The 16,424-nt window shown below is 54.1% G+C and carries 13 protein-coding genes; 5 read left to right on the top strand and 8 right to left on the bottom strand.

What is annotated here, in order from left to right:
• Positions 1-3: 3 nt before the first annotated feature.
• Positions 4-2,217 (bottom strand): hydrogenase iron-sulfur subunit, encoded by a 2,214-nt coding sequence (locus tag PHE17_RS01095; protein ID WP_301013940.1) that lies wholly within the window; start codon positions 2,215-2,217, stop codon positions 4-6.
• Position 2,218: 1 nt separating this feature from the next.
• Positions 2,219-3,544 (bottom strand): FAD-dependent oxidoreductase, encoded by a 1,326-nt coding sequence (locus tag PHE17_RS01090; protein WP_301013939.1) that lies wholly within the window; start codon positions 3,542-3,544, stop codon positions 2,219-2,221.
• A gap of 355 nt (positions 3,545-3,899) precedes the next feature.
• On the opposite strand from PHE17_RS01090, the gene PHE17_RS01085 reads away from it, so the two are divergent.
• From PHE17_RS01085 to PHE17_RS01075, 3 genes are all read left to right on the top strand, one after another.
• Positions 3,900-5,921, top strand: coding sequence for a sodium-translocating pyrophosphatase (locus tag PHE17_RS01085; RefSeq protein ID WP_301013938.1), 2,022 nt, complete (start codon positions 3,900-3,902; stop codon positions 5,919-5,921).
• Positions 5,922-6,030: 109 nt separating this feature from the next.
• The gene (locus tag PHE17_RS01080; RefSeq protein ID WP_301013937.1) at positions 6,031-7,212 is read left to right on the top strand and encodes a hypothetical protein; all 1,182 of its coding nucleotides are present in this window, start codon (positions 6,031-6,033) and stop codon (positions 7,210-7,212) included.
• A gap of 70 nt (positions 7,213-7,282) precedes the next feature.
• Positions 7,283-7,780 carry an SH3 domain-containing protein gene (locus PHE17_RS01075; RefSeq protein ID WP_301013936.1) on the top strand — a complete coding sequence of 166 codons (498 nt, stop codon included), beginning with the start codon at positions 7,283-7,285 and terminating at the stop codon, positions 7,778-7,780.
• Here PHE17_RS01075 and PHE17_RS01070 read toward each other — a convergent pair.
• Positions 7,777-9,090, bottom strand: a complete 1,314-nt coding sequence (locus PHE17_RS01070; RefSeq protein WP_301013935.1) for a hemolysin family protein — start codon at positions 9,088-9,090, stop codon at positions 7,777-7,779. The two genes, PHE17_RS01075 and PHE17_RS01070, sit on opposite strands and share 4 nt — an antisense overlap.
• 95 nt (positions 9,091-9,185) lie before the next feature.
• On the opposite strand from PHE17_RS01070, the gene PHE17_RS01065 reads away from it, so the two are divergent.
• Together PHE17_RS01065 and PHE17_RS01060 are read left to right on the top strand one after the other, a co-directional pair.
• Complete coding sequence (locus tag PHE17_RS01065; RefSeq protein ID WP_301013934.1) at positions 9,186-10,067, top strand: fumarylacetoacetate hydrolase family protein; 882 nt, start codon at positions 9,186-9,188, stop codon at positions 10,065-10,067.
• Positions 10,054-10,515, top strand: coding sequence for a DUF3293 domain-containing protein (locus PHE17_RS01060; RefSeq protein WP_301013932.1), 462 nt, complete (start codon positions 10,054-10,056; stop codon positions 10,513-10,515). Before PHE17_RS01065 ends, PHE17_RS01060 begins: the two co-directional genes overlap by 14 nt.
• On the opposite strand, the gene PHE17_RS01055 is transcribed toward PHE17_RS01060, so the two are convergent.
• From PHE17_RS01055 to PHE17_RS01035, 5 genes are all read right to left on the bottom strand, one after another.
• On the bottom strand, positions 10,478-11,986 hold the full coding sequence (locus PHE17_RS01055; protein ID WP_301013931.1) for a YifB family Mg chelatase-like AAA ATPase: 1,509 nt from the start codon (positions 11,984-11,986) through the stop codon (positions 10,478-10,480). The two genes, PHE17_RS01060 and PHE17_RS01055, sit on opposite strands and share 38 nt — an antisense overlap.
• Positions 11,987-12,077: 91 nt before the next feature.
• Complete coding sequence (locus tag PHE17_RS01050; protein ID WP_301013930.1) at positions 12,078-13,601, bottom strand: alpha/beta fold hydrolase; 1,524 nt, start codon at positions 13,599-13,601, stop codon at positions 12,078-12,080.
• A gap of 244 nt (positions 13,602-13,845) precedes the next feature.
• A complete protein-coding gene (locus PHE17_RS01045) occupies positions 13,846-15,240 on the bottom strand; it encodes an ammonium transporter (RefSeq protein WP_301013929.1) in 1,395 nt (464 codons plus the stop codon).
• Positions 15,241-15,250: 10 nt separating this feature from the next.
• On the bottom strand, positions 15,251-15,589 hold the full coding sequence (locus tag PHE17_RS01040; protein WP_301013927.1) for a P-II family nitrogen regulator: 339 nt from the start codon (positions 15,587-15,589) through the stop codon (positions 15,251-15,253).
• Positions 15,590-15,648: 59 nt separating this feature from the next.
• On the bottom strand, positions 15,649-16,359 hold the full coding sequence (locus PHE17_RS01035) for a TorF family putative porin (RefSeq protein WP_301013926.1): 711 nt from the start codon (positions 16,357-16,359) through the stop codon (positions 15,649-15,651).
• Between the last annotated feature and the right edge of the window lie 65 nt (positions 16,360-16,424).

Genomic DNA, 16,424 nt, shown 5'->3' with positions numbered 1-16,424 from the left:
TCCTTAGAACTTGAACGGGCTCATACCGACACGTTGAATGGTTTCAGCCATTTCTTCGATCAAACGCGGGGCGCGTTCAATGTCGGTAATCGCCACTTCATGCACGGCTACGCGCTCGGACTCAAGCCCCATAGTTGACAAGGTGTCCCCAATCTTTGACATGCGAACATGCGCCATTTCTGAGCCTTTGACAAAATGGCACTGATATTCTACGCCTTTTTTGCAACCCATCATGACCACGCCGTCATAACCACAGCCCAAGGCATCCTTGATCCAGATGGTATTGACCGAGCCTAAGCAACGCACAGGGATAACGCGGCTAAAGACGTTGCTTTCCGTGCGGTTCATCGCTGCCATGTCGAGTGCCGGGTAGGCATCGTTTTCGCACGCGAGTACCAGAATACGTGGCTTTTCGGAGAATTCATCCGGGATTTCAACCGCTTTAAGCTGTGCGCCAACGGTTTCAATGGAATAGTTCTTGAAGGAAATGACCTGTACTGGGCAAGCACCCATACACGTACCACAACGGCGGCAGCGGGCTTCGTTGTACTGCGGGTAGCCTTTCTCGTCTTCGTTGATTGCGCCGAATGGGCATTCTACCGTACAGCGTTTGCACTGGGTGCAACCTTCCTTACGGAAAGACGGGAAGCTCAAGTCACCGGAACGTGGGTGGGCTGCACGGCCTACTGCTGCGTTTTCGATGGCTTGGATGGCTTTCATCCCCGCACCCATCGCATCCGTTTGCGCTTGGTTGCCATCCATTGGACGGCGTACCGGGCCTGCGGTGTAGATACCAGTACGGCGGGTTTCATACGGGAAGCAAATGAAGTGCGAATCGGTAAAGCCGCTCACCAGTTGTGGTACATCCGGCCCCTGACGGTATTGCAGGTTGAGGATGGATTCGACTGGGATTTTGACTTCGCCGTTTTCGTCCTTGTCAGCCATGGTTTCGATGTTGACGCCGGAGTTAGGAACCATGCCGGTTGCCAATACCACGAGGTCAGCGCCGAGGTTAGCGTCTTCGTCAAGGATCAGGTCTTTGAAGTTGACCTTCAGTTCGCTGCCGTTAGCATCAACGGTGGAAACCTTACCCTTGCGGAATGTAACCATCTTGTCTTGGGCGCTACGGTAGAAGTTTTCACCGCCAGCACCGGGGGTACGCAGGTCATCGAACAGGATGGTGGTTTCAACGTCAGGGTTACTGTCTTTGAAGTACATCGCCTGCTTGATGCTGGTGGAGCAGCAGTGGCCTGAGCAATAAGACAGTTGGCCTTCCTTGTCGCTACGTTGGCCTGCACATTGTACAAACACCACGTTTTCGACCACTTTGCCGTCGGCACGTTTGATCGGGCCGTCGCCTGCGGCTTTGGCTAGTGCTTCCAGCTCAAGCTGGGTCACAACATTGGCAGATTTGCCGTAGCCGAGTTCAGGCAGGTTGTTGGCGTCGTAAGGGGTGAAGCCGGAGGCTTGCACAATCGCACCGAATTCAGCTTGTGTGCCTGCGCCAACGGTGGAAGCGATAACCACATTGAAACGCCCCGGTGCGCCGCTGGTGCTAGCAACTTTGGCGTTCAGGTGAACCGTGATTTTGTCGTTTGCTTCAATCGCCGCAATCAGTGCTGCCACGCCGGTGTCTTGCGGGTCTTTGAAAGGGCTGTGTTCTGGATGGCGTTGTTTGAGTTGCCCCATTACGCCGCCCAAGCTGTCACTTTTTTCCACGATGGTGGCAAAGTAACCGGCTTTAGCCGCTTCCAGTGCTGCGGTCATGCCAGTGATGCCGCCGCCAACCACCATGATGTGTTTGTTGAGCTGCTGTTCACCGCTGGCTTCAGCTTGGTTCATGGCCTTGATTTCGGCACAACCCATGCGCACGTAGTCTGCTGCCATTTCTTGGGTCATTTCGTCATCAGAGCCTTCAGGGCGAACCCAGACCACGCCTTCGCGTAAGTTGACGCGGGACAGCGGGGTAGCGCCGAAGTTGAAACTTTCTGTCTTGGCACGGCGGGAACAAGCGATAACCACTACGCGGTCAACTTTGTCGTCGCCTGCGGCAGCTAAGTCCGCATTGATCATTTCCACGCCTGCGCTACCGCACAGGAAGTCGTGGGTTTTGCAGAAGGCGATACGGCCTTCGCGCACCGCTACGGTTTCAAGGGCTTTGACATTCAAACGGTCGCCGATGCCGCAACCTGTACACAGATAACCACCTACTTTCATCTTATGCTCCTGCTACCTGGTTGACGACCTGCACCGCACGCAAGGCGCTGGCAGTGGCGTGTTGCACTGAGCGGTTTACGTCATAGGCATCCGCTGCGCATCCGGCTGCGAAAATGCCGCCGTTGCTTTCGTCGTGTTCAATGAAGCCTTCCGCGTTGACCAAGAGTTTGATCGGGAAGGTGGAAACGTCCACGCTCGGCTGCATACCGACTGCCAATACCACCAGATCGTGCTGGTTGGCATAACGGTGGTAGCCTTCCGTATTGACGCCGTGCAGTACTGGGTTGCCAGTAGCGCGGTCTTCTTCAATCTTCGCCACTTTGGACTTGATGAAGCTGACATTCGGATTGGCTTGTACGGCTTTGTAGAAGTCTTCAAAGCGGTCAATCGCACGGATGTCGATGTAGTAAACGGTGGACTTGCCTTCGTCACCGAATTTCTCGGTCACGTAGTTGGTTTGCTTGAGGGAAGCCATGCAGCAAATGCGTGAGCAATGTGCCAGATGGTTTTTATCCCGCGAACCGGCGCACTGGATGAAAGCGATGTTTTTCGCTTCTTTGCCATCGGAAGGGCGCAGCAGTTTGCCACCTGTTGGGCCGCGTGGATCCATTAGGCGCTCAAATTCAACGTTAGTAATGACGTTGGCGTAACGGTCATAGCCGTAAGCTTGAATCTTGTTCGCGTCGTATGGCTGCCAGCCGGTTGCCCAGATGATTGCGCCTGCTTTCAGCTCCAGCTTCTCTTCCTGCATGTCGAGGTCGATAGCGCCGTATTTGCAAGCGGCTTTGGCTTTCTGGCCTTCGTCAGTGCCAGCAATGCGCGAGTCAATCACGTACCATTGTGGGAACGCCATTTCGTTAGGGATGTATGCACCCTTACGCTTGCCCAGCCCGTAGTTGTATTCGTCGTCGAATTCAGTGCTGACCGCTTTGTTACAGTCGCCACACGCCGTACAGTTGTTGTTCACGTAACGTGGAGTCAGGGTAACAGTCAGGCTGTAATCGCCTTTGTCACCGCTGATGTTGGAAACTTCAGCCTGCGTCAGTACGGTCAGGTTCTTGTTGAACTTGATGCGGCGCTGGTTGATTTCTTGCCCACAGGTCGGGTGGCACATCTTAGGGAAGTACTTGTAAAGCTGGGAAACACGACCGCCCAAGTAAGGGCGTTTTTCCAGCAGGATGACCTGCTTACCTGTTTCAGCAGCTTCGAGCGCAGCGGTCATCCCGCTGATACCGCCACCGACGACGATAATGGTCTGGTTTGTTGCAACGACATCCGTCATTGAGGCTCCTCCGTCAAACGACAGGTTATTCTCGGATTCTTTCATTCAGTATCCGCCAGCCCCAGCGTGTACGTAGAGGCAGCAAGTACAGAAAATACTGGGCAGTGAGGATACTATATTTTTTGCCCCGGATACCACCGCCTACCACCTTGTGGATATGTGTAATTTTTAATTTTCAAATAAATTTATTTTATAGATGCAACAAAACTTGATTAATGTCATATACCCTTCGGTGCGGCCTTAATTTGTCTGGTGTTTTGCCCTGAAATGTAAGAAAAAATATGTCTTGACGCCAAATGCTGGCCTATGATTGTCTAGGAGCTAGCCTGTTGCGTTCAGTCATCACAGTAGGCGCATCAGGTCTCTTATAATTATTACCATAGTTTATGGAGGTGTACTGATGTCGACAGGATTGGCAGTTGCTATTTTATGTGCGCTCGCAGCGCTGGTTTACGGTGTATTCACGATCCGATGGGTGCTGGCAAAACCCGATGGTAGCGAGAAAATGCGCAGCATTGCGCAGGCAATTCAGGAGGGGGCGCAAGCCTACCTGAACCGGCAATACACCACCATCGGCGTGGTTGGTATCTTACTTTTCGCAGTTATCTTTATCACCTTGGGTTGGAAAACGGCTGTTGGCTTTGCCATCGGTGCGCTCCTGTCCGGTGCGACGGGTTACATCGGCATGAACGTTTCAGTCCGCGCCAATGTGCGCACGGCGGAAGCGGCGAAAGATGGCCTGAATGCGGCACTGGATGTGGCCTTTAAAGGTGGTGCGATTACCGGCATGTTGGTCGTTGGTTTGGCGCTGCTCGGTGTGGCTGGGTATTACGCTGCCCTGATCATGATCGGCACACCTGCTGACGAAGCAACCCATGCGCTGGTTGGTCTGGCGTTCGGCGGTTCCCTCATCTCCATCTTTGCCCGTTTGGGTGGCGGTATCTTTACTAAGGGTGCTGACGTGGGTGCTGACCTTGTGGGTAAAGTGGAAGCTGGTATCCCGGAAGATGACCCGCGCAACCCGGCAGTTATTGCCGACAACGTGGGTGATAACGTCGGTGACTGCGCAGGTATGGCGGCTGACTTGTTTGAGACTTACGCTGTTACCATCATTGCCACCATGTTGCTAGGTGGCTTGATGCTGGGTAGCTCAAATGCCATCGTTTACCCACTGGTGCTGGGCGGCTTTTCCATTTTGGCTTCCATCTTAGGGGCAATGTTCGTCAAGGCACGTGATGGCGGCAAAATCATGAATGCGCTGTACCGGGGCTTGGCAGTGGCGGCTGGCGCTTCACTGATACTGTTCTACCCGATTACCTACATCATGATGGGCGGAAACCCTGATCCTCTTTATTCTGTCAATGCCCTGTACGGTTCTGCCGTCATTGGTTTGGTGCTGACCGCCGCAATGGTGTGGATTACTGAATATTACACGGCTACGGAATATTCCCCGGTACGCCACATTGCGCAAGCTTCCACCACGGGGCATGGCACAAACGTCATCGCCGGTTTGGGTGTTTCCATGAAAGCGACCGCAGCGCCAGTATTAGCGGTGTGTTTGGCAATATGGGGCGCGTATTCCTTGTCAGGTCTGTACGGGATCGCGGTTGCTGCAACTTCCATGCTGTCAATGGCAGGGATTATCGTGGCGCTCGACGCTTACGGCCCGATTACTGACAACGCGGGCGGGATTGCGGAAATGGCGGGCTTGCCGGAAGAAATCCGTAACATCACTGACCCACTGGATGCAGTCGGTAATACTACCAAAGCGGTTACGAAAGGTTACGCTATCGGTTCGGCAGGTTTGGCGGCACTGGTGCTGTTTGCGGATTACACCCATGCGCTTTCCACCAACCACCCCGGCTTGACCTTTGACCTGTCTAACCACATGGTCATTATCGGCTTGTTCATCGGCGGCATGGTTCCTTACCTGTTCGCGGCAATGGGCATGGAAGCAGTTGGGCGTGCCGCTGGTTCCGTGGTGGTGGAAGTTCGTCGTCAGTTCAAAGAGATTCCCGGCATTATGGAAGGTACGGGCAAGCCGGAATACGGTACTTGCGTTGATATGCTGACCAAAGCGGCGATCAAGGAAATGATCATTCCGTCCTTGCTGCCTGTCGCGGTTCCGGTGCTGGTGGGCTATTTCCTCGGGGCGCAAGCATTGGGTGGCGTACTGGTCGGTACAATCGTAACCGGCATCTTCGTTGCCATTTCCATGACCACAGGCGGTGGCGCATGGGATAACGCCAAAAAGTACATCGAAGAAGGTAACTTCGGTGGCAAAGGTTCCGAAGCGCACAAAGCTGCCGTGACGGGCGATACCGTTGGTGACCCGTACAAAGATACCGCAGGTCCTGCGGTTAACCCGCTGATCAAAATCATCAACATTGTTGCCTTGCTGATTGTGCCATTGCTGGCGTAATCTTCCACAATACCGTTCTCCCTATTTCCCCTCTTACTCCCTTCCCCCCTTTGCGGGGGAAGGGCTGGGGATGGGGGAAGCCTCCTTCCACCCAACTAAATAAGATTCCATGAAAACAGCACCTCGCGAAATCGCCACACCTTGCCCACAAATGAGCCTGAATGTTCCGCAAGGGATGACGCAGGTGGAATTCTTCAACAGCCCTGCCAACCTGAAAAATCTGGCGGAGGAAAATGGCCTGTTCCGCACCCCCGAAGACTTGCTGATGTACCGCAAGCTGGTTGGGCATAGCGTGGAATTTGACACGTCCATCATTCTTGACACCTCGCGCCGCATCCTTGACCCCTTGGGTCGCCCGGTACGCCGCGACCAAATGAAGCGCCAAGAAAAGAAAGTCTGGTCGAAGATGACGCAAATCATCTGCGATTACATGTTTGAGAAATACCCCGATCCGGCGGAACACCTGATCCTCTGCGGGGAGGCTAGCCTTGATTCCACTTGGCCTTTGAACAAGCCGGGTGTGCCCAGCATCCGCATGATCCACAACCACTTTATGGCATTCCCCATGGAGCAGTTGCGCAATGCGAAAGAAGCTGACCCCAGCAACCCCAACCTGACCGACAGCGGGCATAACACCCTGTTCTTGCGCCAGTTGAGTGAGGTCTACCGCAAGTTTTTGGAAGTGTTGGATTTGCAAATCCTCAGCCTGTTACCGGCGGAAGATGCCGCGCTTAACCTGACAGGCTACCCACAAGGTTTGCCGTGCTGGGAGGTCAAAGGTGGTAACGATAAGCTCAAAGACCAGTATTTCTGGTATGAATACGAGCAAGTGTTACGCGGTTTCCTCGATTTCTACCGCACTTTCTTCTCACTGGTGGCGACCGGGGAAGAGCGTGTGCCTGAAAATTCCAATTTCCCCAACCAGATTGATGATGTGCTGTTGGGCAACTCGCGCTTCCTGCGGGTAGCACGGGATTTACGCGAGCGCGTGATCCAAGACCCGCAGTTTGCCAATGAAATCCGCTGGCGGCCTGCTTACAAACAAATCCTGTTCCGCGACGATAATGGACGCTTGATCGTGACCATTTCGCAGAACTCGGTAGGTAATGCCATCACCGAATTGCTGGGGATCGTGGTGAAACGCCAAGTGGATTCGGATGCCTATGCTGCCGTTGAGGAAGGTTTGGTCAGTCGTTTGCTGGAAGTGCGTGAACGTTTGCTGGCAGCCAATCTGGGTGAGGCGATTTCCGCACCGTGCTGGCCTAACGGTAAGTATCAAGCTTGCCGTTAAGGGCGATGGCGTGAACGTTCCCTTGTGTGCGGAGTCCAACCTTGTAGGACATCAACACAAGGAGTGAATCATGCAAATCCGTATACTTACAGTGGTGCTGGGTTTAGCACTTAGTGCCAGCGCATTTAATGCTTATGCCACCGCCGATGGCCCTGATTTCTACGCCGTCACACGGGTGATGGGGACTGACAGTTTGGCATTGCGCAGCTCACCTGCCAGCAGTGGACGGGTACTGACGTACATCCCGTTCAATGCCGTGAAGGTGCAAAACAAGGTGGAACGCAGTAATGGTTGGTGCAAAGTCGCTTATGCCGGTAAAACGGGCTGGGCAGCGTGCAAATATTTGGCGGAATCGGATGGCAACCGCTATTACGCGACCCACGGTTACACCGACCGGCTCAATATCCGTAAAACCCCCAGTACCAGCGCCGCTGTGGTGGGCACAATCCCGCCTGAAGAAACTGGCTTGCAAGGCACGGGGGAATGTTCCGCCACGTGGTGTCCGATTAACTACCAAGGTAAGCGCGGCTGGGTCGGGCGGCGTTATCTGGGGAGTTGGAGTTTTTAGGGCTGCTCGCTTGCTGGTGGTTCCCCTGTTACCACAATGACGCTGGCGAGCACTTTGTCGATGCGTGTGCCATCCATGTCCACAACTTCCAGCCGCCAGCCTTCCCATTCGCAGTGGTCGGCGGTTTGGGGTAAACGCCCCAGCAGCAGCATCAACATGCCGCTTAAGGTGTGGTAGCGGCCTTTGTCTTCTTCGGGGACGCTGCGCAAGCCGAGGCGGTCTTTGAGTTCCGGCACGGGAATCAGGCCATCCAGCAACCAGCTTCCGTCTTCACGCTGCACCGCCCATGCATCTTCCAAGTGTTGCGGTTTGAATTCGCCGGTAATCGCTTCCATCATGTCGTGCAGGGTGACGATGCCTTGTACTTCGCCGTATTCGTCGATGATGAACACCAGTTGCCCGCCAGAATCCTTGAAATTTTCCAGCAATTCCATGCCCGTGAGCGATTCGGGGACGAATACCGCCGGTTTGAGGTTTTCGGTAAGGCTGGGCTGTTCGCCGCGCAGCATCTGGTTAAGTAATTGGCTGGTGCTGACAATGCCCAAGACTTCTTCCCAATTGCCGCGTACTACCGGGAAGCGCGAATAACGGCTTGCTTCCACATGGCTGAGGTTGTCTTCCAGCGACTTTTCCACGTCCAGATACACCACATCGTTGCGCGGAACCATGAATGAGGCGATTTGGCGATCGTCTAGGCGGAATACGTTACGCACCATTTGGTGTTCTTGTGCTTCGATCACGCCAGCGTCGGAGCCTTCACTTAGCAGTAAATGGATGTCTTCTTCAGTCACGCTGGCACTGCCATCATCTTTCACGCCTAGCAGGCTCAACAGTAAGTGGGTGGAACCTGATAGCAACATGACAAACGGTTTGGCAATGATCGCCAGCCACAACATTGGGCGGGCAACGAAACGGGCGATGGCTTCCGGGCTGATTTGCCCAATGCGTTTGGGGACAAGTTCACCCAGCACGATGGAAAAATAGGTGATGCTGACGACCACTAGCCCGATGGCGAGCGGATTGGCAATGTCGGCAGCCATGCCCCAGCTTTGCAGCCAAGTGCTGAACGGCGGGCTGAGTGCGGCCTCACCCACGATACCATTCAGTACCCCAATGGAGGTGATGCCGATTTGCACTGCCGACATGAAATACGTGGGGTTAGACCCCAAGCGCAGCGCGGTGGCAGCCGCTTTGTCACCTTGTCCGGCAAGGTTTTGCAGGCGTGTTTTGCGGGCTGCGACGAGCGCAATTTCCGACATGGCGAAAAAGCCATTGAGCAAGATCAGGCCAAACAAAATGGCAATATCCACAGTTTAAGAATCCTATTATTGAAAGTGATGGCAAGATTGTACTATCGGTTGATACTATTTTGATGATTTTCCACAATATTCCAATAGAGAAAAGTATGAAACTTGGAACGTGCCTGTACAAAAATCAAATTTTCGTCTGTATCGCCCAAACGGATGGGGTGCTGATCCCTGCACTTGACCCCACTTTCGACCACGCAGCATGGCGCGATATGTTGGTGCTGATCGGCAGCAATACGGATTTACACGCTCTGCTTGACCACGCTAGTGCCGCGATGCACGTAGCAGCGACGGATATTACCTTGCTTGCGCCGATTCCACGCCCACGCAAAAACGTGATGTGCCTCGGTCTGAACTATCTGGAACACGCCGAAGAAACTGCCAGCCAAATCGGGCGCACGGGCAAAGCGCCGCAATACCCCATCGTGTTTACCAAATGTCCTACCAGCGTGACTGGGCATGAAGCAGACATTCCTTTCGACCCCGATACCTGTTCCCAACTCGATTGGGAGGCGGAATTGGGCGTGGTATTGGGCAAAGGTGGCAAAAAGATTACCCGCGAAAATGCGTTGGCACACGTTTTCGGTTACACCGTGATCAATGACTTGAGTGCGCGGGACATCCAGTTGAACCACAAGCAGTATTTCCTTGGTAAAAGCCTTGATGGTGGTTGCCCGATGGGGCCGTGGATTGTGACGGCAGATGAAATTGCCGACCCGCAGGATTTGGACATTACCTGCCGCGTGAATGGCGTCACCAAGCAAGCGTCCAACACCCGCAATATGATTTTCGACGTTGCCAGCATTATCGAATGGCTGTCGCGGGGCATGACGCTGGAAGCAGGGGATGTGATTGCCACGGGAACGCCGAGTGGGGTGGGTTTCGTGCGTGAACCGCCAGAATACTTGCTTCCCGGCGATGTGGTCGAGTGCGAAGTGGCAGGTGTCGGCGTATTGAGGAACCACATTGCGCAAAGCTGAACTCATTGCCGCGTATGCTGCCACCCATTACCACATTCACTGGGTGGAAGGCGCATTCATGCTGCGGGTGGGCGAATACTGCCCGTCGCTAGCGGCGTTGTATGCGCGGCGTGGTTACAACAGCGCGGCTTTCCTGACAGCTTGGAATCCGTACAGCCAACTTGCTAGCCCCGCCGAAAACCACGCCGCACAACAAGCCCTGTTGGCAGACTTAGAACGCCACGATTGCTGGATCATTCCCGGTATTGGCCTTGATCCGGCGGGGCTATGGATGGGTGAGGAAAGTTTCCTTGCTATTGGCTTAGGGTTGGCGGATGCACAACGCTTGGGTAGGCAGTATCGGCAAAACGCTATCTTGTGGATGGGGGAAGATGCCGTGCCTCGGTTGGAGTGGTTAGCTACAGCGAGCCTTACATCGCCGCTAACCGATCCAGCGCCCGATAACTGAGTGCTTCGGTCAAGTGCGCGGTACGGATGTCACCGCTTTCCGCCAAATCCGCCACTGTCCGCGCTACTTTGAGGATGCGGTGGTAAGCGCGTGCTGACAGTTTGAAACGTTCCATTGCGTGGTTCAGCAGCTTTTGGTCTTTTTCTGCGAGAACGCAATGGTGGTCGACTTCACGTCCGCTCAGCGAATTATTAATCTTGCCTTGGCGGGCGTGCTGGCGTTTGCGGGCAGCTTCCACCCGTTGGCGCACGTCCGCACTGCTTTCGCCGTGTTTGAGCGATTGCAGGTCTTCTTGTTTCACCCGAGGCACTTCGATTTGCAGGTCGATGCGGTCGAGGAATGGTGCGGAAATGCGGCTGCGGTGCTTGCGTTGTTGTTCCGGCGAACATTCGCAGTTATCGCGTAAATCACAGGCGCGGCCTTGCGGGCAAGGGTTCATTGCCGCCACCAACTGGAATTTGGCGGGGTATGTTGCTTGGCGGGCAGCACGGGATAGCGTGATCTTGCCGGTTTCCAGCGGTTCGCGCAGCACGTCGAGTACGCTGCGGTCGAATTCGGTCAGTTCGTCGAGGAACAAAATGCCGTGGTGGGCAAGTGAAATTTCCCCCGGTTTGACTTGCGAGCCACCGCCAACCAAAGCCACGCCGGAGGAGGTGTGGTGCGGCTCGCGTACCGGGCGTTGCCCCCAGCGGCTGGCGTCGAAACCGTGGTGGCTGATGGAAGCAATCGCGGCGGATTCCAGCGCTTCAGTTTCGTCCAGTGGCGGCAAAATGGTGGCAAGGCGGTTAGCGAGCATGGTTTTGCCGGTTCCCGGTGGGCCGACCATCAGCAGGTTGTGGCCTCCGGCAGCGGCGATTTCCAGCGCCCGGCGAGCCATGAATTGCCCTTTCACATCGCTGAGGTCAAAGGGGTAATGGGTTTCTGCCGTTTTGATGTCCTGTTCCCAACGCACCAGCGGTTCGCTGCCGTGCAGGTGTTCCACCACGTCGCTGATGGTGTTGGCAGCGTAGACTTTCAAGCCACGGATCAGGCTGGCTTCGGCGGCATTTTCCTGCGGCACGATCAAAGCGCGTCCGGCTTGCAGGGCGGCAAACGCAGTGGGTAACACCCCACGCACGGGGCGCAATTGCCCACCTAACGATAACTCGCCGATGAATTCGTAGTTTTGCAGGGCTTCATCGGGAATTTGGTCGCTCGCTGCCAGCATTCCGATAGCAACGGGCAAGTCGAAACGCCCGCCATCTTTGGGAATGTCCGCCGGGGCAAGGTTGACGGTAATTCGTTTGAGCGGAAAATTGAAGCCGGAATTGACCAGCGCGGCCCGCACCCGGTCGCGGCTTTCTTTTACTGCGGTTTCCGGCAAGCCGACGATGGAAAACTGGGGCATCCCGTTAGCGAGGTGGACTTCCACGCTGACCAAAGGTGCATCTAATCCGCTGTTGGTACGGCTGTAAACGATTGCAAGGCTCATGGCTGGCTCATTGTTATAGTTTGGTTGCGTACCGATTGTGCCGTCAGCGCCGCGCCTGCTCAAGGATATGTCGACAAAAGGAGGCGGCTACTCAGTCGGAGCTGGCTGCGACAGTATGCTTGGGGTGTTCCTCTGCATCAAAACGGCAATCGGCGCGGGGGCGTTCAGTAGGATTGTTCAGGAACTGGATAAACAAGGCATTGGCGCATTCCTTGCTGTCCATAACGCTGTGGGCAACCCCGGCGAAGCGGAACAAATGGGTGGTATTTTCGGAAAATTGCTGTGCGGCGGCTTTGACTGCCCACGCAGTTGGCGTGATCGGGTCATCTTCACCCGAAAAGATCAGGCTTGGCGTCTGGCGCGGCGCTTGGGGAGCTTGCAAGCCCTGCTCTTGGGGGGCTGCGTTCCACACATCGCAAACATCGTAATCGTGCGGCAGGTAATAGCGCAATTCAGGGTAGGCGTTGATTTTGGCATCCCTATTTTCACGCGGAACTGCCGGGTTATCGCGGCATTCGACCGACCAGAATACTGGCTCGCGGAAGGCGTCATCAAACTGGTGGTGCAAATAGTTTTCGATAGGCTCTTGGGCAAGTTCCGGGTGGCCTTCCTGCAAGTGACGGATCATGTCCGGCAAGCTCGCCAACGCATGACTGGTGTATTGCGCATCGAACAGGATTGCCAACAGGATTTCATCATTCAAACGTAAGGTTTGCAGGTTCCCAGGGTATTTGTCGGTGACAGGAATCAGCAGTGGTTCGGCACGTAATTTTGCCATGAGGCTTGCATAGCGTTGGCGGATGTCGCCATTTTCCAGTTGGCAACGTTCATGCTGGTCGCAATATTGGAAAATGCGTTGGATGCTTTTATCCAGTAACTCAGGCCAATCGCGGAACAGGTGTTCGCCGGGTGGGTAAAGCGAATCCAGTGACAGGCTGCGTATTCGTTGCGGGAATTGGCGTTGGACTTCCAGCGCTAAACGGGTTCCGTAAGATATGCCGAGTAAATTGCCTTGTGGGTAATCAAGCAGTTCCAGCAGGTCGTTGACATCTTGGGCGCTATAGCCCGTTCCGAGTGCTGCCAAGGGCAGGTTGGCTTGCGTCAGGCGGTCGTGGCATTGTTGGCTGACGGTGCGGTAACGGCTGGCGTTTTCTTCCGGTGTACCGGGGTTGGATAAGATGCTGGCGCTTAATGCGCGGTATTCGTCGCAATTCAGAGCGGGTTTGCTCAAGCCAGTGCCGCGTTGGTCAAACAGGATCAGGTCGCGTTTCATGTCCGCTTTTTGTTTAAACCAGTCTAGCCAATAGCTTTCGATACCTTGCTTGTCCAAACCGGCAGCAGCGCCCGGTCCACCCGCCAGATAAACCAAGGGATCAGGCTGATGCTCCATGCCAGTGTGGCGCATGATAACGACGGGTAGTTGGAAAGCGGAGGGGTGTTTGCTATCAGCAGGGGCAGTGTGCAGCCAGCCGCATTGGATAGCGGTATTGTCGCCCGTGTCGAACCAGCAAGTTTCCGGTACGAAACGTGCGCCATTAGCGAGTGTTTTGCCAGTAATGGTGTCAAGTGGTGCTCGGTGCACGGATGCAATCCCCAAGCCTGCGACGATAACCATAACGACGCATCCCAGCAGTAACCAGATTATTTTCCGCATTTGGATGAAGTTAGTTTGCCCAGTTATTCCCAGCGGTCATTCTGGGATTGTGAAGCAATACCTAAGCTGAATTTATTTTCTAATTTGTTACCGAATGGTGATAGGGGCTAAAAAGAAAAGAGGCGGGTTGTTACCCGCCTCAAGTCGACTCGGAGGAGAAGTCAGTTGCAGCACGCCAATCGAATGGCGTGCCACCACACTGCCCTTATAGGGAGTAAGCGCGTTCGCCGTGGGACACAGTGTCCAGACCTTCGCGTTCTTCGTCTTGCGTAACACGCAGACCCATCGTGTATTTAATCAGGGTAAACAGTACGAAGCTGACCAGACCAGACCAGATCACGACAGTGCCAACGCCTTGCATTTGCACCCAAACTTGGTGCGCCATGTCAAACTCAGTAGCTACTGCACCCGTGGCATAGTCAAAAATACCAGTACCGCCCAGTGCCGGGTTAACCACAATGCCTGTACCGATTGCACCGATCATGCCGCCGATACCGTGGACGCCGAATACGTCGAGGGAGTCGTCATAACCCAGCATGTGTTTCAGGCCAGTAACACCCCACAAGCAAGCAACACCTGTGATCATGCCCAGTACGATAGCGCCCATCGGGCCTGAGAAACCTGCCGCTGGTGTGATGGCAACCAAACCAGCAACTGCACCGGAAGTGACGCCCAGCAGTGAAGGTTTGCCGCGCAGCAACCATTCTGCGAACATCCATGACAAGCCAGCCGCAGCGGTTGCCAGAATGGTGTTAACCATTGCCAGTACTGCCGTGCCAGTTGCTTCCAAGTTGGAGCCAGCGTTGAAACCGAACCAGCCAACCCACAGTAAGGATGCACCGACCATGGTCATTACCAGTGAGTGCGGGGTCATAGGGTCACGACCGTAACCAACACGTTTGCCAACCACGATGGAGCCAACCAGTGCTGCCATTGCCGCATTGATGTGGACGACCGTGCCGCCAGCGAAGTCCAACGCACCTTTAGCAAACAGGAAGCCAGCCGGAGCGTCATACGCCGATGGACCGCCCCAGAACCAAACCATGTGTGCCATAGGCAGGTAAGACAGGGTGAACCACAATACAGAGAACACCAACAGTGCAGAGAACTTGATACGTTCCGCAAAACCACCCACGATCAGCGCGGTAGTGATGGCAGCAAAGGTCAACTGGAACACCATGAACAGCATTTCATGGATAACCACGCCCTTGCTGAAAGTTTCTACTGTGATGGCGGTATCGACGCTTTTCAGGAACAGCTTGCTGAAGCCGCCGATAAAGCTGTTCATGCCGCCGCCATCAGTAAAGGCCAGCGAGTAACCGTACACCACCCACAGAATGGCGATGACGCAGAAAATGGTGAACACTTGTGCCAATACGGACAGCATGTTTTTAGCGCGTACCAAACCGCCGTAGAACAGTGCCAAGCCCGGAATGGTCATCATAATAACCAGCAAGGTGGAAACCAGCATCCACGTGGTGTCGCCTTTGTCAGGCACAGGAACCGCAGCAGCGGCAGCATCAGCAGCCGGATCAGCCATTGCGATGCCGGACAAGCCCAGCAAGGCGACCAGCATCATCAAACCTAGACGAAAATTCATAGTAACCCCCTTACAGCGCTTCAACGCCGCTTTCACCAGTACGGATACGGACTACTTGCTCGATTGAACTGACGAAAATTTTTCCATCCCCAATCTTGCCCGTGTTAGCAGATTTGCTGATGGCCTCAATGACCGAATCAACCTGACCGTCATCAACGGCAGCTTCGATTTTGATCTTGGGCAGGAAATCCACGACATATTCAGCGCCGCGATAGAGTTCGGTATGGCCTTTTTGGCGTCCGAAACCTTTCACTTCTGTCACTGTAATGCCTTTAATGCCGACTTCGCCCAACGCATCACGCACATCGTCGAGCTTGAAAGGCTTGATAATGGCTGTCACCATTTTCATAAAAATTTACTCCTTGCTTTAAATGCCCCGCCCTTAGCAGGCAGGGCGACAGGATGGGCTTAGAAATCGAAAGATTTTTTCCAGCTCAGACTGACTTTGGCATCGTTGGCCTTGGTGTCATTTAACGCTATAGCGTCTTGACCGCTAGTTTTGTCTACCGCTAATGTGAAATCTCCGGCTTTGCCAACAGTTTTAGTCAGTGACAGTTGCGTATTGCCATAATCATCCCCGGTTGGGTCATCAAAATTGTATTTGCCCGTTTTGATCGCGTATGACCAATCATTTGCCAGCTTGCCGTTGTAGCCGATCCCGTAGTAAACATCTTTCTTTTTGTAATCGACAGGATCAGTCGTTAAACTTTTTTTGCTGATTGTGTAGTCAACTTCAGCACCTACACCCTTATAAGCCACTTTGCCATAGGCTTCCGCAAACTCCCGAGAGACAGCCTTTGGGTGATACCCGTAATTGACGACGCCCACGTCGTAGCTCAATCCTGATTCCAATTCTTTTGCATAACCTGCGTACAAGTCCAATTCTGTGCCTGCCACGCCAGCAAATTTGGCATTGGATGTCCATGTGCCTACGTAGAAGCCATTGTCAGCTTTATAATCGAGACCAGCTTGCACTGCACCGCCATCTTGTGTCTGGGTGATGCCACGCCACAGATAGTTGCTGGTTGCACCGATGTTTGCACTAGCACCAGCCAGCGCTTGCGTGCTGACAAACAAAGAGCCCAGTACAGTTGCAGTCAACAAAACGCGAATTTTCATCTCAATATCTCCTGTTAAGAAAACTTTGTGTTTAACAGTGACTATCTAGCAATTGCCGTGCCAAC

Origin of the sequence: Thiothrix sp., from assembly GCF_028714775.1 — a bacterium.
GTDB lineage: Bacteria > Pseudomonadota > Gammaproteobacteria > Thiotrichales > Thiotrichaceae > Thiothrix.
The sequence above is the reverse complement of the archived record's forward strand: the minus strand, read 5'-3'. Positions and strand labels throughout refer to the sequence as shown.